Source organism: Streptomyces sp. NBC_01235 (assembly GCF_035989285.1).
Taxonomy (GTDB): domain Bacteria; phylum Actinomycetota; class Actinomycetes; order Streptomycetales; family Streptomycetaceae; genus Streptomyces.
This window is the reverse complement of record NZ_CP108513.1, coordinates 8,695,877-8,712,778: the sequence shown is the minus strand read 5'-3', so window position 1 is coordinate 8,712,778 and position 16,902 is coordinate 8,695,877. Positions and strand designations below refer to the sequence as shown.

Sequence of the window (16,902 nt, the reverse complement as noted above, 5' to 3'; positions counted from 1 at the left end):
TGGCCCGTGGCCCGTGGCCCGTGGCCCGTGGCCCAGGGTTACTCCCCATGGCGATCGCGGCTTTGGCGCACGCCTGGGGATCGATCACACATTCTCCCCGGCCGGGTCGGTGAGCCTGTCGGCGGAGGTACGGACGACGTCCCTCAGGGTGGTGAGCTTCTGCTCGGCGGCGGCGAGGCCGGCCTCGATCGCGGCGACCTCGCCCAGCCGGGCCCGGCAAGGCCGTCCCGGCACGTGTCGTGCCGAGCATGGATCCTTGCCATGTCCGGCTCCTCGCCGCCGTGGCCGCCGGTGAGCCGGGACGCCTCGGGATCCTGGAACATCGGCAGCAGCGTCGGTGCGTCGTCGGCCGTGGCCGGCCGGAGCGGGGCGCGCTCCCCTCGCAGAGTCGTTTTCGCCGCCCAGAACTCATCCGCCGTCGTGGCGGGGCGGAGGCCGGCGCTGGATACCCTGGCGTGGTGATTGAGAATCTTCCTCCCTGTCCGAAGTGCTCATGTGAGTACACCTACGAGATGAACGCCCTGGTGGTGTGCCCGGAGTGCGGCCACGAATGGGTTCTGGCCGAGAGCGGAACGGAGGGCGGGGGCGCCGCCGCGGAACAGGTCATCAAGGACTCCGTCGGCAATGTGCTGCAGGACGGCGACAGCGTGGTCGTCGTCAAGGCGCTCAAGGTCAAGGGCAGCCCCTCGGGCATCAAGGCCGGCACCAAGGTGCGCAACATCAGGCTGGTCGACGGTGTCGACGGCCACGACATCGACTGCAAGATCGACGGCTTCGGGGCGATGCAGCTGAAGTCCAGCGTGGTGAGGAAAGCCTGATCCGCACCGGATGACGGTCGGCCGGACACCCCTCACCGGCCCACGTCCGCCACGGCCGTTCGACTCTCCGCCCCGCCCGTGAAGCAATCGCCCAGGGCGACAACCGGATGCTTAATTGCAAAATTTCGCAATTCGTTAGATGCTGTGTTGACTGCGCCCGCAGGTTGCCGCGGGCAAAGCCTTCTGTATCTGCCCCGTGTGGGGTGCTGTCGGAGAAGTCGAGGAGCCGTGTCCGTTCCGCTGTACCAGGCCAAGGCCGAGTTCTTCCGTTTGCTGGGGCATCCGGTACGGATAAGGGTGCTGGAGCTGCTACGGGACGGGCCCTTGCCGGTGCGTGATCTGCTCGCGGAGATCGAGGTGGAGCCCTCCAGCCTGTCGCAACAGCTGGCGATGCTGCGTCGCTCGGGCATCGTCACCTCGCAGCGCGAGGGCTCGACCGTGGTCTATGCCCTCGCGAGCGGGGACGTCGCCGACCTGATGCAGGCCGCGCGCCGGATCCTGACCGAGATGCTCACCGGACAGAACGAGCTGCTGGCCGAGCTGCGGGAAGCCGAGGGCGCGGCGCGATGAGCACCTCCTTCGACCTTGGCCGGGCCAGGGCTCGGCTCACCGCGCTGCTGCCCGGCCGTACCGATCTGACGGAGATACGCCGGGATCCGCGCCGCGACCTGCTGGCCGGCCTCACGGTGGCGATCGTCGCGCTGCCGCTCGCGCTCGGTTTCGGCGTCTCCTCCGGGCTCGGCGCCGAGGCGGGGCTGGCGACCGCGGTGGTCGCCGGTGCGCTCGCGGCGGTGTTCGGCGGGTCGAATCTGCAGGTCTCCGGGCCGACCGGGGCGATGACGGTGGTGCTGGTGCCGATCGTCGCCGAGCACGGGCCGGGAGGGGTACTGACCGTCGGATTGATGGCGGGCGTGATACTCGTCGCGCTGGCGGTGCTGCGGGCCGGCAAGTACATGCAGTACGTGCCCGCGCCTGTCGTCGAGGGCTTCACTCTCGGCATCGCCTGCATCATCGGCCTACAGCAGATTCCGAACGCCCTTGGCGTGCCCAAGCCCGAGGGCGACCGCGTCCTCGTGGTGACCTGGCGTGCGCTGGAGGAGTTCGCGGAGAACCCGAACTGGACTGCCGTCGCCTTCGCCCTGGCAGTCGCCGGCGTCATGCTGCTCGGGGCCCGCCTGCGGCCCGCGATCCCCTTCTCCATTCTCGCCGTGATCGCGGCCACGATCGTGGCCCAGGTCGCCGGCCTGGACGCGGCGAAGCAGATCGGCGACCTGCCGTCCGGTCTGCCCGCGCCCTCCCTCGCCTTCCTGAACCCGGGCGCGCTCGGCTCCCTTCTCGCCCCAGCGGTCGCCGTGGCGGCGCTGGCCGCCCTGGAGTCTCTGTTGTCGGCCTCGGTCGCCGACGGCATGACAGTCGGCCAGAAGCACGACCCCGACCGGGAGCTGTTCGGGCAGGGGCTGGCCAACATCGCCGCCCCGCTGTTCGGCGGTGTCCCGGCCACCGGTGCGATCGCCCGCACCGCGGTCAACGTCCGCACCGGCGCGACCTCCCGGCTCGCCTCCCTGGTCCACGCCGCGATCCTCGCCGTGATCGTCTTCGCGGCAGCACCCCTCGTCTCCAGGATCCCGCTGGCCGCGCTGGCGGGTGTGCTGCTGGCCACCGCGATCCGCATGGTCGAGGTGGGCTCGCTGAGGGCGATGGCGAAGGCCACCCGTTCCGATGCCCTGATCCTCGTGCTCACCGCCATCGCGACGCTCGCCCTCGACCTCGTGTACGCCGTGATCATCGGCCTCACCGTCGCGGGCGTCCTCGCCCTGCGTGCGGTCGCCAAGCAGGCCCGCCTCGAAGAGGTCCCCCTCGACCGCGGGGACCACAGCGCCGAGGAACACGCCCTGCTCGCCGAGCACATCGTCGCGTACCGCATCGACGGGCCGCTGTTCTTCGCCGCCGCTCACCGCTTCCTGCTGGAGCTGACCGAGGTCGCGGACGTCCGGGTCGTGATCCTGCGTATGTCACGGGTGTCGACGATGGACGCCACCGGCGCCCTCGTCCTGAAGGACGCCGTGGAGAAGCTGACCCGGCGCGGGATCCTTGTCCTGGCCTCCGGCATACGCCCCGACCAGCACCAGGTCCTGGACTCCGTCGGCGCGCTGGAACTGCTGCGGCACAACGGCCGGGACTACGCCACCACCCCGGAGGCGATCCTGGGCGCCCGCGATCACCTGGAACTTGCAGGGATCCTGCCGGCCGCGGCCCACCGGCGGATGACGCTCCCGAACGCCACGACGTCCCCCGAATCCCGTGAGGAGCCTCTCCGATGAAGCTTCCCCGTGCGGCCCTGCGCCTGGCCGAGGTCTCCGGCGCGGAGGCGCTCCGGCTGGTGGAGGGCAGCAGCATGGGGCGGCTGGTGTACGCGCAGGGGGAACCGACCGTCGTACGGCCCGCCCGGCACGTGGGGGAATCCGGGCGCCCGCTCGTCCGGACTCCCGTCCAGGCGGCTGTCGCGATCGAGGCGGCGACGTATCAGGTGGACGAGCTCGGGGTCGTGACCGGCACCGGCCGGACGGTGACCCTGTCGGCGCGACACCGGCCCGGAGACGGCCGACCGCCGACCGGTCGGCGACCTGGCGGGCATCGCCGAACTCACCGAGGACTTCGCCATCCCCGGCCAGCACGCCGTCCTGCACCGCGACCCGGCCCCGCCGAGGTGATCAACGACCCGATCGAGGCCGCCGTCCCCCATTGCCTCAAGGACGTGGGAGGTGCCCCCATCCTCCGCACCCCGTCCGGCCGGAGCCATGGCCCGCACGACACGGTGCTGCGCATCCACCCCGAGACCGTGACCGGTTTCCGCCTCACCCGCACGGAGAGCTGATGTCCGTCAGAGTCGAGACGCTGCCCCGCCGGCACGTGCTCACCGTGCCCAGCGAACCGCCCGCCGTCCGCCTCGCGCGCGAGACCGCGGAACAGGTGCTGGTCGAGTGGGGCATCGGACTGCGCCACCCCACGGTGGATCCGGCACTGCTGATCCTGAGCGAGCTGGTCACCAACAGCGTCCGGCATGCCGCTGTGCTCTCCCCAAAGGTCACCGTGATCTACGCGGCGGGCGCGGACTGTCTGGCCTTCGCCGTGTACGACCGCCACCCCTACCAGCCGCCGCTGTACGGGGCGGTCACCGGTGCCGGGGCAGGTGGCCTGGGCACCGTCATGGAACTCGTCATGGGCCTGGGTGGCACCGCCGCCGTCCGCGGTGACGCCGACGGCCAGGGCAAGAGCATCTGGATCACCCTCCCCCTCTGACCGGAGCACAGACCTCACCACCCGACCCGCGCGAGGAAGCACACCACCATGACCATCGACTGGCGCTACACCGTCCAGGACCGCCTCGGCGTCCTCTCCGTCGCCGGATACCTCGGTCCCGACGCCGTGCGCCGCTTCAGCGGAGCCATCGGCTGGGCCCTGGCCCGCGGCACCGGTCCGGTCGTCGTCGACCTCACCGAGCTGCGCAACTGGTCGACGGAAGGGCAGCTGGCCATCACCGAAGCCGCTCTCCGCCTCGCCGAGGCGGGCCGCAGCCTGGAGCTGGCCGCGATCCCCGCCGACGGCTCCCTCGTCCCTGCCGGTGGCTGCCCGCCCATCCCGGTCCATGCCGACCTGGCCTCCGCGCTCGCCGCGCACGACACCGGACAGAAGGAGGACCAGCCCGAGGAGCGACAGGAGTGGCGCACCACGGGCTGGCCGACGGAGGACGCCCATCGCTGACGCGGCCAGGTCATCCTGGGGCGAAGGCGCCCTCGCCGTCGCGTACCGGTACGAGGGCGCAGGCGTCCTCCTGGGTGGCGACGGCGGTGTCCTCCGCGCAGCCCAGCGCCGTCAGCTCGCGGCCTGAAAGGCCGACGGCAACCACGCGGGCGAGGTCGGCGGTGCCGTCGCAGGCCGCCCGGCCAACCGCCCGGCGCAACGCCGTCACCCCCGATGCCTCGTGGTCCCTCTCGCCCGCGCCTGCGCCCCGTTCGTGGCCCGTCCGGTGCTGCCCTCGGCGAACGGCCTGTCCAACCCGGCCGCCACCCCGCGAACGCCCGACTGGCGGGCGGGTGCCGGACTGGCGGGCGGGCGCGGATCAGTCGCGGTCGTTCCGGGTGGGCTGCTGGGTGGAGCGGCTGCCGAAGGAGAGCTTGAGGATGTGGGCATGGCCGCAGCCCGGGCAGTTGCCGTCCGGGCCGACTGCGGCCGGGCGGCACTTCAGGCGGCAGGCGGGGCACTTGAACCAGGGGACGCCGATACCGCGCAGTGGAGTGATCCTCATACAAACCCCTTCGCGTCATCTCTTTAATTGCTAATGTTAGCAATTAAAGAGATGGTCACCGCCGGGTTCGGCGGTCCGGTGTCCCAGCACGGATTCGGTGTGGCCGGTTGCGCGGGTGAGGATGGGCCGCATGTGTGTGACGAGTGGGTGGATGCGATGCGCCGAGCTCCGGCCGGCAGAGCCGTGCTGCTGTCGCGGGGAGGAGAGGGCCCAGTGAGTGCGCCGCTGTACCAACTGAAGGCCGAGTTCTTCAAGACGCTCGGGCATCCGGTGCGCATCCGGGTCCTGGAGCTGCTGAGCGTACGAGAGCACGCGGTCTCGGAGATGCTGCCCGAGGTGGGCGTCGAGCCCGCGCACCTCTCCCAGCAGCTGGCGGTGCTGCGGCGGGCGAACCTGGTCGTGACCCGCAAGGAGGGCTCGACGGTCTACTACTCGCTCACCAGCCCGCACGTCGCCCAGCTGCTGCGGGTCGCCCGCACCATCCTCTCCGGGGTGCTGACCGGGCAGGCCGAACTGCTCGCCGACCTCCAGGCCGCCCAGGGGCAGGCCGAACCGCCGTCGTAACGACGGCCCACGTACGGCGGCCGTCTCCCGTGAGCTGGACAGCTACGCAGGCATCAGGGTCACCCGGGCCGTACTCCGGCAGCGGCACCTGCCGCGACAGCAACAGCAGCTCCCGGCCGCTCGCCGGTCATGTGCCTCCAGGACCCCAAGCACACCGTTCCTGGAGTGTCTCCGCTTCTTGATCTGGGCCGGGGTGCTCTACGAAGGCATCCGGAGCCGTACGAGGACGACCTTGCCGTCGTGGTCGACGGCTGGTTCGGCACTGAGATCGCCGTCGTAGTCGGCGGCGACCTCGGTGACCATCCGCAGTCCGGCCCCCATGCCGTCAGCGGTGAGGTCGGGCAGGCGGGGTTCGGCGTCCGCGACGCTGACAACGAGCTGTCCGGCCGACCTCGTCAGGCCGACGTCGATCACCGGCGAGTGGGCGGCATGCCGCAGCACGTTCGTGACCAGCTCACTGGTCACCAGCAGCACCGCGTCCGCGAACGCCGAGTTCAGCGCGACGCCCGCGTCCGGCAGGTGCCGGGCCACCGCTTCGCGTGTCCGCCTGGCCGTGTCCGGCCCCAGCTTCAGCGAGACGATGTGCCGCTGCACCGCCGGCGGCAGATGCTCGATCGCGGCTGCCGGCCTGCTCCGCCGCCACGGCAGCCGGAACCCTCCCTCGCTCGTCATGGTGAGGGCTCCGCGGCCTGCAGCTCGTCCAGCAGGTCGCGCCGGCCGGACCAGAGGACGGCCAGGATCCGCCGCGCGGCGGCGAGCAGCTCCGCCACGTCACCGCCGGCCAGCTCATACACCACCGTGGAGCCGGTGCGCGTGGCGGTCACGATGCCCGAGCGGCGCAGCACGGCGAGCTGCTGGGACAGGTTCGACGGCTCGACCTCGATCGCGGCCAACAGGTCGCGCACCGGCTTCGGCCCGTCCTGCAGCAGCTCCAGCACCCTTATCCGCACCGGATGCCCGAGCATCCGGAAGAACTCCGCCTTCGCCTCGTACAGCGGAACTGGCATCCCGATCACTCCTCGTCCGCCCGCTCGACGTCGACGTCGAGCCCGTGCCCGCGGGCCACCCGTACCGCGTCGTCCAGCTCGTCCTGGGCCACTGCCACGGCGTACGGGTCCCTTGCCGCCACAGCGGCCGCGAGCCTTGCCCGAGCCGCCCGCACCCGCGCCAGCAGCGCCTCGACAACTGTGCCCACCCCGACCTCCGTACCTCGGATCACCTATCGACCACCGCAACTAGTCAATTGAAGAACTCTTCAATTATAGGCGGCACGAGTGGCTGCCCGGCCCGGCGGCCCGAAGCACACCACCCCGACGTTGCCGTGAGGGAGGAATCCGCATGACCGACGACACCACGCGGCGACGTTCGCGGTTCGGCTTCACTGCGAGGGCGAGGACTCGGGCGGGTGCGGCCGAGCTTCCGCGACAGGCGGGGCGAAGGCGCCCGGGTGCGGGTTGAGCGAGGGCGCGAAGGAGAGTGCGGGAGCGAAGGCCTCGCGTGCTGGACAGCCGATTCCGGGAGCCCGAACAAAACTCCCTTGCCCAATGGTCAAGAAGTGTTGACCATTGGGGGCATGCCTACCGATGATCTTCCCGAGACGTTCCACGTCACCACTGACGAGCAGCTACGCGCCGTTTCCAATCTCACGCGTCACCGGATCATGGCCGTGCTCCGCTTCGAGCCCGCGACGATTACGCAGATCGCCGAGCGAGTGGGCCTTGCGAAGGGGAGTTCCAGCTACCACGTACGGCTGCTCGAACGGGCCGGCCTGGTGAAGGTCGTACGAACGCGGAAGGTCCGGGGGGTCACCGAGCGGTACTACGCAATGGCCGCGCGGGCGATCGTGCTGCCGGATCCGGGCGAGGGAGGCCCGGATGTGCTGATGCGGCATGCGGTGGCGGACCTGGAGGCAGCGCCGGTGGATGGCGAGCGGCACGTACGGATGGCGCATCTGCGGCTCACCGAGGAGCAGTTCGCGGAGCTGGGGGCGCGGCTGCAGGCACTGGCGGACGAGTACCGGGAGCTGTCCGATCCGTCGCTGCCGGACGCGTCACTCGTCTTCGCACTGTTCCACCCGACACCGCGCGAGCAGGCCGAAGGGGACGCCAAGTGACCTCAGACGTTCGGAAGTTGCCGACCGGGTTCGGACGGCTGTGGACTGCGCAGACTGTGTCCTCGCTCGGTGACGGGGTGTCGCATGCCGCGCTGCCGCTGCTCGCGTTGACGTTGACGCGGGATCCGATGGCGCTGGCCGTCGTCACGGCCGCCGGAACGCTGCCGTGGCTGCTCTTCGGGGTGCTCGGCGGTGCGCTGGTGGACCGCTGGGACCGTCGGCGCACGATGTGGGTCATGGACGCGGCGCGTGCGGTGCTGCTCGCGATACCGGCGGCAGCGGCCGCGCTCGACGTGCTGAGCATTGCACTGCTCGCGGCCGTCGCCTTCCTGCTCGGCCTCGGCGGACTCTTCTTCGACACGGCCGCCACGGCCTATCTGCCGGATCTGCTCGGCCGCGACCCCGCGCTCCTGGAGCGCGCCAACGCCCGCCTGCGCGGCACCCAGACCGCCGCGTCCGGCTTCGCGGGGCCGCCTGCGGGCAGTGCCCTGCTCGCGCTCGGGCGGGCGGTTCCGCTGCTCGCCGACGCGGTGTCGTTCGCGCTCTCCGCACTGCTCGTACGGTCGCTGCCTGCCGCACCCCGGCCCGTACCGCAGGCCCGTGAGTCGCTGTTGCGGCAGGCGCGGGCCGGCGCCTCGTACGTATTCCGGGATCAGTTGCTGCTCGGGCTCGCGCTGCGTCCGGCGGTCGGGAACATCGCCTTCCTCGCCGTGGAGACCGTACTCGCCCTCTTCGCGCACGATCGTCTCGGCATCGACACCTTCGGCTTCGGCCTGCTCCTCACGGCGGAGGCCACCGGCGGTCTGCTCGGCGCGGGCATCGCCTCCTTCCTCGGCCGACGACTCGGCACCGGCACCGCGCTCACCTGCACGGCCGCAGTCGAGGGACTCGCCATCCTGGGCCTTGCCGTCGCCCCGAACCCGTACGTCGCCGGCCTCGCGCTCGCCGTCTGCGGAGCGGGCATGGGCGCCACGATGGTGCTCGGCCCCTCCCTCCGACAGGCGGTCGTCCCCGCCCACCTGATGGGCCGGGTCGCCTCCACCTCCCGGATGCTCGCCATGTGCGCCGCCCCGTTCGGCGCCTTCCTCGGCGGCTGGCTGGCCACCACCTACGACGTACGCACCCCGCTCTACACCGCCGCCGGCCTCCTCCTCACCATGACCGCCGTCACGTCGACCATGACCAGCAACCGCCAGGTCGAGGCGGCGCTGCGTGCCGCCGCCCCGGCCGATGATCCAGATCACCCGGAATCCTGGGATCCCGTTCAGAAGGGTGCCGTTTAGGGCTCCGCGAGGTCGTCGAGCCAGTGCCAAGCCCGGCTCGGCGTTCCTCGCCTCGGCCCGGAGCGTCGGGCGCCTGGCCTCCACAGGATGAAACGAGTGGCCCAGCGGGCGGGGTGCGCCGCCGTCAACCCTCGTCGTCCTCGACAGCCTCCGGGTCCCGGAAGGAGCGCAGGCCCTGACCGGGTCCGCCGGCCTTGATGTTGAACAGATAGCCGCCCAGGAAGTTGATGTGCCGGTCTTCGAGCGGGGAGAGGCGGGCCACGTCCTCGTCCTTGATGTCGTGGCCCTCGGCGCGGAGCTGGGCGACGGCGGCATCCAGGTAGCGGGTGTTCCACAGGACGACGGCGTTGAGGACCAGACCGAGGGCGGCGAGCTGGTCCTCCTGGTCCTCCTGGCCCTCCCGGTACGCCTGGCGGATCCGGCCCCGGCCGCCGTGGCAGATCGCGCGGGCCAGGCGGTGGCGGGACTCCTGCACGGTGAGCTGCCTGGCACCAAGACGTAACGCCGGCTGCCCCGCAGGGTCGGCCGGCGTTCCGACGGCACCCGGCGGGCAGGTTCGAGGCGAGGAAACGCTCGACGAGGACCTGGGACTGCCGGCACAGGGCGAACGGGAGCACGGTCGCGAGGACATCGGGCCCGGGCCCCTCGGCACCCGGGGAGGGACATTCGGCACCTGCCCGCGCAATCACCCCACGCGTTGACTGAGCACCACGGGCACCGTGCCCGGCCCGATCACGGTGGCGCCGCTACACGTTGCGTCGCCCCACCACGACGGGCTCTGGCGCACGGGATCCTCACCACTGTCGACCGCCCGTGAGACCCGGGCGGCAGAACGGAGGAACGTCATGGCCGACGCTCCGCACACATCCCACGCCTACCTCGTCGGCGGCGGCATCGCCTCCCTCGCAGCTGCGGCCTTCCTCGTCCGTGACGGCGACTTCCCAGGCGAGAACATCCACGTCCTGGAGGAGCTCCCGGTCGCCGGCGGCTCCATGGACGGGAGCGGCGAGCCCGCCGGATACGTCACCCGCGGCGGGCGGATGCTGGAGGAGGAGGCGTACACCTGCCTGTGGAACCTCCTGGAGTCCATCCCCACCCTCACCGACGAGACGGTGTCGGTACGCGAGGAGATCCAGGCGTTCAACGCCAAGTGGCCCACCGACGCCAAGGCCCGCCTGATCGGCAAGGACACCACGATCCTGGACGCCTCCGACTACGGCCTCGACACCCGCGACCGCCTGGAGCTGACCCGCCTGCTGGTACTGCCCGAGGCGGTCATCGGCGCCCGCCGGATCGAGGACTTCTTCTCCCCGCACTTCTTCGACACCAATTTCTGGACGATGTGGCGCACCACCTTCGCCTTCCAGAACTGGCACAGCGCCATCGAGCTCAAGCGCTACCTGCTGCGCTTCATGCAGGAGTTCCCGCGCATGCACACCCTGGCCGGGGTACGCCGTACCCGCCTCAACCAGTACGACTCGATCATCCGCCCGGTGCGGGCCTGGCTGGAGAACCACGGCGTGCGCTTCGAGTACGGCGTGCGGGTCACCGACGTCGACTTCGCCACCGACGAGCAGGGCGCCCGGCGCGTGCGCCGGCTGCACCTCGAACGCGACGGGCAGCCGGACGCCTACGAACTCACCGACACCGACTACGCGTTCCTCACCATCGGCTCGATGACCGCCGACGCCGCCTCCGGAAGCGACGCCACCCCGCCCGACCTGATCCGCGACAAGCGCGACGGCGGCTGGCGGCTGTGGGAGACCATCGCCGCCAAGGCCGAGGACTTCGGCCGCCCCACCGCCTTCAACGGCAATGTGGACGAGGCGAAGTGGGAGTCCTTCACCCTCACCATGCGCAGCCCGCTGCTGCTGCACCGCATCGAGGAACTGTCCGGCAACCTCCCCGGCACGGGCGCGCTGATGACGTTCAAGGACTCCCACTGGCTGATGTCGATCGTGGTACCGCATGCCCCGCACTTCGAGGGCCAGCCCGAGGACGTGTACACCCTGTGGGGCTACGGCCTGTTCGTCGACAAGGAGGGTGACTTCGTCGACAAGCCGATGGCGCGGGCCACCGGACGGGAGATCCTCACCGAACTGCTCGGCCACCTCGGTCTGTCGGACATCGAGGAACAGGTCGCGGCGACCACGACGGTGATCCCGGTGATGATGCCGTACATCACCAGCCAGTTCGCCCCCCGCACCGTCCACGACAGGCCCCTGGTCATTCCGCAGGGTGCGACCAACTTCGCCTTCCTGGGCCAGTTCGCGGAGCTCCCGGAGGATGTCGTCTTCACCGTCGAGTACTCCGTGCGCGGCGCCATGCACGCCGTCCACGGCCTGCTCGGCCTCGACCACGAGATCCCCGGGATCTACCACGCCCTCGCCGACCCGACGACCGCCCTCGAGGTGCTCAGAGCCACGCTGGCCTGAGCCCCCGGTCACCCGGCCCGCACGGCTTCCGCAGCGGGCCGGGTCGCCGGACCTCACGCCCGTGCATCGTGACGCGCCTCGACCCCTGTCGATGCGGTACCGTCCCGCTTCTCGCCCCCGTGGGAACGGCGCCTGACATGCGCCGTGTCGAACGTAACGTACAAGATCAGAAATCGTCCGAGCCGCCCAGGCCGGTGAGCGCGCCCACCGGATCCGGGTCGGGGGTGCCGCGGGGCCACCAGTCGTCGTGGCCCGGTTCCGACTCGTACGCGTACCACAAGCCGTCACGTCCGAAGCGGAGTTGGACGTGGCCGCGGGGGTGGGTGAGGTGGTTGTGGCGGGGGCGGAAGGCGGGGAGGTCGGCGGCCAGGAGGAGAGAACGGGCCCGGTCGAAGCGTCCGGCCGGCGGATCCCAGGACTCCTCCAGGACGGTGAGCCCGTCCGGGCCGCCCTGTCGCCACGCGGCCACCGCGCGCGCCAGCTCGGACGGGGTACGGCCGGCGGCGGAGGCGAGCGAGGCGTAGAGGGAGCGGGTGGTGGCGGTGAGCCCGGAGCCGGGGCGGGACGCGGCGAGGCGTACGGCGTCCTGCCAGAGGGTCAGTTCGCCGGTCTCGTCATGACCGGTGGTCAGCAGAGCGTGGGCGCGGGCGGCCGCGTCGGTCGCGAGGTGGTCCAGCGCGAAGGAGTCGGGGCCGTTCGGCGCGGACGGGTACGCCGGGGGCTGCTCGGGGTGCGGGGGCACGGGCAAAGGGGCCGGGAGAGGCGGGAGTCGACGTTCGGCGAGGGCCTCGGCGGCCCGTACGCCCGGCAGGGGTTCCGGTTCCTGTTCCTGAGCGGCGCGGGCCGCGCGGGTGGCGTTACGGCGGGACAGTGCGTCGAGCAGTTCGCGTTCGCCGCGACCGCGCAGCAGAAGCAGCACGAACGGGTCGGCGTCGAGCAGCCGCGCGGTCTGATAGCAGAGGGCTGCCGCGTGCTTGCAAGGGTGACCGCGGTCGGGGCAGCTGCAGTGCGGGTCGAGGTCACCGGGGCCGGGCAGCAGTGGCACCCCGCAGTCGGCGAGGGACTCGGGCATCTCCTTGTCGAGCAGCGCGGCGATGTGCCCGGGGCGCTCGACGGCGGCGTCCAGGAAGCGCTCCCAGTCCTCCTCGCCGAGGGTGCGCAGTCGCACCTGCACGCGGTAGGGGCGGGGGCGGCTGCCCTGCACGTACGCCAGGACGAGCCCGGGGGTGACCGTGATCGCGTCCACGTTTCCCTGCTCGGCGTACCCACGGCCGCGGGCCAGGCGCTTGGGATCCAGGGCGCCTTCTTCGAGCGCGGTGACCCAGGCGTTGCCCCACCAGGTCTCGGCGAAGGAGCCGCCGGCGCGCGGGGGGAACGCGGGGAAGGTGCGGCGGTGGTCGCCGTCCCGGGAGGGGGCGGCCATCGAGCGGGGGGTGCGGGGTGGTTCGGCGGCGACCGAGGAAGGTGAACTGCCCTTGGTGGGCGGCACGTTGTTCTGACCGGACGCAAGATCCGGGTACGGCTCCGGGTCCGGGTACGGCTCCGGATTCGGGTACGGCTCCGGGTCCGGGTACGGCTCCGGATTCGGGTCCGGCTCCGGATTCGGGTCCGGGTCTGGATTCGGGTCCGGGTCTGGGTACGGCTCCGGGTCCGGGTACGGATTCGGCTCGGGCTCGGATGTCTCGTCCGGTGGCATCCGGAAGGCGCCCGAGAGCAACTCCCTTACGACACGGGCTCGTTCTTGGGCCACGGGGTCACGCGGGCGGGCGGGGCGCCCCTCTTCAGGGAGGTGGGCTGCGGTGCGGGGGCTGGGGTGGGCGTGGGGGCCGCTGCGCACGGTCTCCCGTCCTGTCTGCTCTGCGGCTTCGGCCGAGCCCTGCCGCGCCGCCTGCGCACGTGCCGCACGCAGGGCCTCACGGGCGATGTCCCCGGGGCGCGAGCCGGTCGGGACGTGCGAGGCGCGCGGTGCGCGCGGTGCGCGCGACGTGTCGGCTGCCGGAGAGGCATCCGCCGGTGGAGCCGACTCCACTGCGGAGACGGCGCCGGTTACCGGGGTGCCCGCCGCGGGAGTGGCGTCCGGCGGGCGCGTGGCCGCTGCGGGAGTGGCGTCCGGCGGGCGCCGCAGGGCCGCGCGGGCTGCGTCGCCGGGCCGCGGTGCCGGGCCTTCGGGCTGCTGCGACGACTCCTCCGCCTGCTGTTCCAGCCGCCGCTCCCGGGCCGCCCGCAGCGCACGGCGGGCCTCGTCGGCCGGCCTGCTGCCCTGCTCCTGGTGCGCCCCCGCCGTGACGGCCTCGGCCTCGGTCTCGACCTCCGCCTCCGCCTGGACCTCGTCCTTCTCCGTCTCCCCCATCACGCCTCCCTCCGCAGCCTGACCAGGTCGGACAGCTCGCGGTCCGTCAGTTCCGTGAGGGCCGACTCGCCGGAGCCGAGGATCGCGTCGGCCAGGGCGCGCTTGGCCTGGAGCATCTCGGCGATGCGGTCCTCGACGGTGCCCTCGGTGATGAGGCGGTGGACCTGGACCGGCTGGGTCTGGCCGATGCGGTAGGCGCGGTCGGTGGCCTGTTCCTCGACAGCCGGGTTCCACCAGCGGTCGAAGTGGACGACATGGCCCGCGCGCGTGAGGTTGAGGCCGGTGCCGGCCGCCTTCAGGGAGAGGACCAGGACCGGGGTCGCGCCGCTCTGGAAGCGGTCCACCATCCGCTCCCGCTCGGGTACCGGGGTGCCGCCGTGCAGGAGGTCGACCGGGACCGCGCGGGCGATGAGGTGGGCGGCGATCAGGCGGGCCATGCCGACGTACTGCGTGAAGACGAGTGCCGAGCCGTCCTCGGCGAGCAGGGTGTCCAACAGCTCGTCCAGCAGGGCGAGCTTGCCGGAGCGGGCGGCCAGCGCGTCGCCGACCGAGGCGCTCTCCTCCTTGAGGTACAGGGCCGGATGGTCGCAGATCTGCTTCAGCGCGCCCAGGAGCTTCAGCACCAGGCCGCGGCGGGCGATACCGTCCGCCGTCTCGATGGCCAGCAGGGACTCGCGCACCACCGCCTCGTAGAGCGCCGCCTGTTCCCGGGTGAGCGGGACCGGGTGGTCGGTCTCGGTCTTCGGCGGCAGCTCGGGCACGATGCCGGGGTCGGACTTCTTGCGGCGCAGGAGGAACGGACGCACCAGGCGGGCGAGGCGCTCCACCGCCAGATCGTCCTCGCCGTTCTCCACCGCGCGCGCGTGCCGGGCGCGGAAGGACTTCAGGGGACCGAGGAGTCCCGGTGTCGTCCAGTCGAGCAGGGCCCAGAGCTCGGAGAGGTTGTTCTCGACGGGGGTGCCGGTCAGGGCCACGCGCGCGGGTGTCGGGATGGTGCGCAGGGCCTTCGCCGTCGCCGAGTAGGGGTTCTTCACGTGCTGGGCCTCGTCCGCGACGACCATGCCCCAGGGCTGCCCGGCCAGGGTCGCGGCGGCCGAACGCATCGTGCCGTACGTGGTGAGGCCGAAGCCGCCGGTCAGGTCCGTCAGGCTGCGTTCGGGGCCGTGGAAGCGCCGGACGGGGACGCCCGGCGCGAAGCGGGTGATCTCGCGCTGCCAGTTGCCCAGGAGGGAGGCCGGGCAGACCACCAGGGTCGGCTCGGTGCGGGCCCGCTTCAGATGCAGGGCGATGACGGTGATCGTCTTGCCGAGGCCCATGTCGTCGGCGAGGCAGCCGCCGAGGCCGAGGGAGGTCATGAGGTCCAGCCAGGCCAGGCCGCGCAGCTGGTAGTCGCGGAGCGTGGCGTGCAGGCCGACGGGCGGCTGCGCGGGGTGCACCCCGGCGGTGAGACGGTCGCGCAGGGCCGCCAGGGCGCCGACGGGGACCGCCTCCACGGTCTCGCCGTCGACCTCCGCGGTGCCGGAGAGGGCGACGGACAGGGCGTCGACCGGGTCCAGCAGGCCCAGTTCGCGTTTGCGGGCCTTGCGGACGAGCGCCGGGTCGACCAGGACCCACTGGTCGCGGAGCCGGACCACCGGGCGGTGGGCCTCCGCCAGAGCGTCCATCTCGGCCTCGCTGAGCGGGTCGCCGCCGAGCGCGAGCTGCCAGCGGAACTGGAGCAGTTCCTCGCCCTCGAAGAAGCCGGTGCCGTCCGTCGCCGAGCCCGGCGCGGGTCGGACCACGGCGGCCGCGCTGAGGTCCTGCGCCAGGTCCCTCGGCCAGTGCACGGCGACCCCGGCCGCCGCGAGCCGGGTGGCCGCCACGCCGAGCAGGTCGCCCAGTTCGTCCTCGGAGAGGGCCAGGACGTCCGGCGCGTCCTGTTCGGCGAGCCGGGCGAGCGGGGGCCAGACGCGGGCCGCGCGCCGCACGGCGAGGGCCGCGTCCACGCGTGCGCGTGCCCCGAAGGCGGCGTCGGCCACGCCCGCCCACAGGGTTGCCGCGTCGGTCACCAATGTCGGGTCGGCGAGGCTGTGCACCTGGACGATCGCGGCGCCCGCGCTGCGCGCCCGCCCGCCGTCGTCGGAGGCGTCGAACATGTCGTACGCGGACAGGTCGAGGCGGAGCGAGATCCGCACGCCCGCGTCCATACCGGCCGCGACCTCGGCGGCCCAGTCGTGCGCGCCGGGCAGCCGCTGGGGCCGGCGGTCCGCGAAGGGCTTCCCGCACGCGTGCGGCGCGGCCGGGGTGCGGGGCAGGGTGTCCGCCACGGCGTCCAGGAAGGACCGCATCAGGGCCTCCGGCTTCGGCAGCCGGAGCGGGCCGGGGCCGGGGAGCGGCACGGCGTGGCCCTCGTACGGGAGCGCGGCGGCGACCGCGCGCAGGTGGGCGATGTCCTCGGGATCCAGGGGGCCCGCCCGCCAGGCGTCGTGTCCGGTGGGCGTCAGGCCGGGCAGCAGGCGGCCGCGGGCGGTCAGCCGCAGGGCGTGCAGTGCGGCGGCGCCCCAGCAGGCGGTGGCCGGGTGGGCGGCGGGATCGCGGCGGGCGCGCACGAGCAGCGGGAGTGCCTTGTCGAGCGGCAGGGACAGGGCGGAGGCCTGCTTGCGGCGGATGGAGGAGCCGTGCCGCGTGACGACGGTGAGCTCCGTGAGTTCCCCCTGGTCCACGTGTCCCGCGTGTCCGGCGCGTCCCGCGTGTCCGGCGCGTTCCGCGTGTCCGGCGCGTTCCGCGTGTCCGGCGTGTTCCGCGTCCGCCGTGATGGTCGTCGGGCCGTCCGACGGGTCCCAGAAGGCGACGCGGCCCTCGCGCGGGAGGGGTGCGGGCAGGAAGACGGCGGCGAGCCGCACGGAGACGGAGAGAGGCTCCGCCGAATGCGTCCCGCCGACCATGGCGCTCATACCTTGTGTCCACCTCCCGCCCGCATGTCGGATCAGTCGTCTTCGACTCTACGGGCGGGGTCTGACAATCGGTCCCGGCGGCCGGCCGGACACCCGATCG

At 72.4% G+C, this 16,902-nt stretch carries 18 protein-coding genes and 1 pseudogene; 10 read left to right on the top strand and 9 right to left on the bottom strand.

Annotated elements, in window-relative coordinates:
* Positions 1-84: 84 nt before the first annotated feature.
* Positions 85-234, bottom strand: coding sequence for a hypothetical protein (locus tag OG289_RS39255; protein ID WP_327318762.1), 150 nt, complete (start codon positions 232-234; stop codon positions 85-87).
* Between the two features lie 224 nt (positions 235-458).
* Between OG289_RS39255 and OG289_RS39250 the strand changes: the two genes are divergently transcribed.
* The 6 genes from OG289_RS39250 to OG289_RS39225 all read left to right on the top strand — a co-directional run bounded on the left by OG289_RS39250 (position 459) and on the right by OG289_RS39225 (position 4,580).
* Positions 459-818, top strand: coding sequence for a zinc ribbon domain-containing protein YjdM (locus OG289_RS39250; RefSeq protein WP_327318761.1), 360 nt, complete (start codon positions 459-461; stop codon positions 816-818).
* A 228-nt stretch (positions 819-1,046) separates the two neighbouring features.
* Positions 1,047-1,388 (top strand): ArsR/SmtB family transcription factor, encoded by a 342-nt coding sequence (locus OG289_RS39245; RefSeq protein WP_327318760.1) that lies wholly within the window; start codon positions 1,047-1,049, stop codon positions 1,386-1,388.
* Positions 1,385-3,139 carry a SulP family inorganic anion transporter gene (locus OG289_RS39240; RefSeq protein ID WP_327318759.1) on the top strand — a complete coding sequence of 585 codons (1,755 nt, stop codon included), beginning with the start codon at positions 1,385-1,387 and terminating at the stop codon, positions 3,137-3,139. Before OG289_RS39245 ends, OG289_RS39240 begins: the two co-directional genes overlap by 4 nt.
* The gene (locus tag OG289_RS39235) at positions 3,136-3,693 is read left to right on the top strand and encodes a pyridoxamine 5'-phosphate oxidase family protein (RefSeq protein WP_327318758.1); all 558 of its coding nucleotides are present in this window, start codon (positions 3,136-3,138) and stop codon (positions 3,691-3,693) included. The genes OG289_RS39240 and OG289_RS39235 overlap by 4 nt, the downstream gene beginning before the upstream one ends.
* Positions 3,693-4,118, top strand: a complete 426-nt coding sequence (locus tag OG289_RS39230; RefSeq protein ID WP_327318757.1) for an ATP-binding protein — start codon at positions 3,693-3,695, stop codon at positions 4,116-4,118. Before OG289_RS39235 ends, OG289_RS39230 begins: the two co-directional genes overlap by 1 nt.
* 48 nt (positions 4,119-4,166) lie before the next feature.
* The gene (locus tag OG289_RS39225) at positions 4,167-4,580 is read left to right on the top strand and encodes an anti-sigma factor antagonist (protein WP_327318756.1); all 414 of its coding nucleotides are present in this window, start codon (positions 4,167-4,169) and stop codon (positions 4,578-4,580) included.
* 10 nt (positions 4,581-4,590) lie between these two features.
* Here the strand turns inward: OG289_RS39225 and OG289_RS39220 are convergent, their stop codons facing one another.
* Positions 4,591-4,788 (bottom strand): hypothetical protein, encoded by a 198-nt coding sequence (locus tag OG289_RS39220; RefSeq protein WP_327318755.1) that lies wholly within the window; start codon positions 4,786-4,788, stop codon positions 4,591-4,593.
* Positions 4,789-4,938: 150 nt separating this feature from the next.
* A complete protein-coding gene (locus tag OG289_RS39215) occupies positions 4,939-5,124 on the bottom strand; it encodes a hypothetical protein (RefSeq protein ID WP_327318754.1) in 186 nt (61 codons plus the stop codon).
* 213 nt (positions 5,125-5,337) lie between these two features.
* Between OG289_RS39215 and OG289_RS39210 the strand changes: the two genes are divergently transcribed.
* Positions 5,338-5,688: an ArsR/SmtB family transcription factor gene (locus OG289_RS39210; protein WP_327318753.1), complete on the top strand. Its 351-nt coding sequence runs from the start codon at positions 5,338-5,340 to the stop codon at positions 5,686-5,688.
* 198 nt (positions 5,689-5,886) lie between these two features.
* Here OG289_RS39210 and OG289_RS39205 read toward each other — a convergent pair whose 3' ends face one another.
* Genes OG289_RS39205 through OG289_RS39195 form a run of 3 tightly spaced genes read right to left on the bottom strand, consistent with a single transcriptional unit; the run spans position 5,887 to position 6,883 of the window.
* Positions 5,887-6,360 carry an ATP-binding protein gene (locus OG289_RS39205; RefSeq protein ID WP_327318752.1) on the bottom strand — a complete coding sequence of 158 codons (474 nt, stop codon included), beginning with the start codon at positions 6,358-6,360 and terminating at the stop codon, positions 5,887-5,889.
* Entirely contained in the window at positions 6,357-6,695 is a 339-nt protein-coding gene (locus OG289_RS39200; protein WP_327318751.1) for an ArsR/SmtB family transcription factor, read from the bottom strand. The genes OG289_RS39205 and OG289_RS39200 overlap by 4 nt, the downstream gene beginning before the upstream one ends.
* A gap of 5 nt (positions 6,696-6,700) precedes the next feature.
* Positions 6,701-6,883, bottom strand: coding sequence for a hypothetical protein (locus OG289_RS39195; RefSeq protein WP_327318750.1), 183 nt, complete (start codon positions 6,881-6,883; stop codon positions 6,701-6,703).
* Between the two features lie 378 nt (positions 6,884-7,261).
* Here OG289_RS39195 and OG289_RS39190 point away from each other — a divergent pair, with 378 nt between their 5' ends.
* A complete protein-coding gene (locus tag OG289_RS39190) occupies positions 7,262-7,801 on the top strand; it encodes an ArsR/SmtB family transcription factor (RefSeq protein ID WP_327318749.1) in 540 nt (179 codons plus the stop codon).
* On the top strand, positions 7,798-9,084 hold the full coding sequence (locus tag OG289_RS39185; protein ID WP_327318748.1) for an MFS transporter: 1,287 nt from the start codon (positions 7,798-7,800) through the stop codon (positions 9,082-9,084). The genes OG289_RS39190 and OG289_RS39185 overlap by 4 nt, the downstream gene beginning before the upstream one ends.
* Positions 9,085-9,208: 124 nt before the next feature.
* Here the strand turns inward: OG289_RS39185 and OG289_RS39180 are convergent.
* Positions 9,209-9,568 (bottom strand): annotated as a pseudogene (locus OG289_RS39180) (Tn3 family transposase); the annotation flags it as partial.
* A 361-nt stretch (positions 9,569-9,929) separates the two neighbouring features.
* Between OG289_RS39180 and OG289_RS39175 the strand changes: the two are divergent.
* Entirely contained in the window at positions 9,930-11,519 is a 1,590-nt protein-coding gene (locus OG289_RS39175) for an oleate hydratase (protein WP_327318747.1), read from the top strand.
* Between the two features lie 166 nt (positions 11,520-11,685).
* Here the strand turns inward: OG289_RS39175 and OG289_RS39170 are convergent, their stop codons facing one another.
* Together OG289_RS39170 and OG289_RS39165 are read right to left on the bottom strand one after the other, a co-directional pair.
* Positions 11,686-13,869: an SWIM zinc finger family protein gene (locus tag OG289_RS39170; protein ID WP_327318746.1), complete on the bottom strand. Its 2,184-nt coding sequence runs from the start codon at positions 13,867-13,869 to the stop codon at positions 11,686-11,688.
* The gene (locus OG289_RS39165) at positions 13,869-16,793 is read right to left on the bottom strand and encodes a DEAD/DEAH box helicase (RefSeq protein WP_442819118.1); all 2,925 of its coding nucleotides are present in this window, start codon (positions 16,791-16,793) and stop codon (positions 13,869-13,871) included. The genes OG289_RS39170 and OG289_RS39165 overlap by 1 nt, the downstream gene beginning before the upstream one ends.
* Positions 16,794-16,902: the final 109 nt, after the last annotated feature.

Excerpts from the sequence above, each read along its gene's own strand:
- OG289_RS39205 (WP_327318752.1), bottom strand. The coding sequence starts at position 6,360 with ATGACGAGCGAGGGAGGGTTCCGGCTGCCGTGGCGGCGGAGCAGGCCG.
- OG289_RS39215 (WP_327318754.1), bottom strand. The coding sequence starts at position 5,124 with ATGAGGATCACTCCACTGCGCGGTATCGGCGTCCCCTGGTTCAAGTGC.
- OG289_RS39240 (WP_327318759.1), top strand. The coding sequence starts at position 1,385 with ATGAGCACCTCCTTCGACCTTGGCCGGGCCAGGGCTCGGCTCACCGCG.
- OG289_RS39175 (WP_327318747.1), top strand. The coding sequence starts at position 9,930 with ATGGCCGACGCTCCGCACACATCCCACGCCTACCTCGTCGGCGGCGGC.
- OG289_RS39225 (WP_327318756.1), top strand. The coding sequence starts at position 4,167 with ATGACCATCGACTGGCGCTACACCGTCCAGGACCGCCTCGGCGTCCTC.
- OG289_RS39235 (WP_327318758.1), top strand. The coding sequence starts at position 3,136 with ATGAAGCTTCCCCGTGCGGCCCTGCGCCTGGCCGAGGTCTCCGGCGCG.
- OG289_RS39230 (WP_327318757.1), top strand. The coding sequence starts at position 3,693 with ATGTCCGTCAGAGTCGAGACGCTGCCCCGCCGGCACGTGCTCACCGTG.
- OG289_RS39190 (WP_327318749.1), top strand. The coding sequence starts at position 7,262 with ATGCCTACCGATGATCTTCCCGAGACGTTCCACGTCACCACTGACGAG.
- OG289_RS39170 (WP_327318746.1), bottom strand. The coding sequence starts at position 13,869 with ATGGGGGAGACGGAGAAGGACGAGGTCCAGGCGGAGGCGGAGGTCGAG.
- OG289_RS39165 (WP_442819118.1), bottom strand. The coding sequence starts at position 16,793 with ATGGTCGGCGGGACGCATTCGGCGGAGCCTCTCTCCGTCTCCGTGCGG.
- OG289_RS39200 (WP_327318751.1), bottom strand. The coding sequence starts at position 6,695 with ATGCCAGTTCCGCTGTACGAGGCGAAGGCGGAGTTCTTCCGGATGCTC.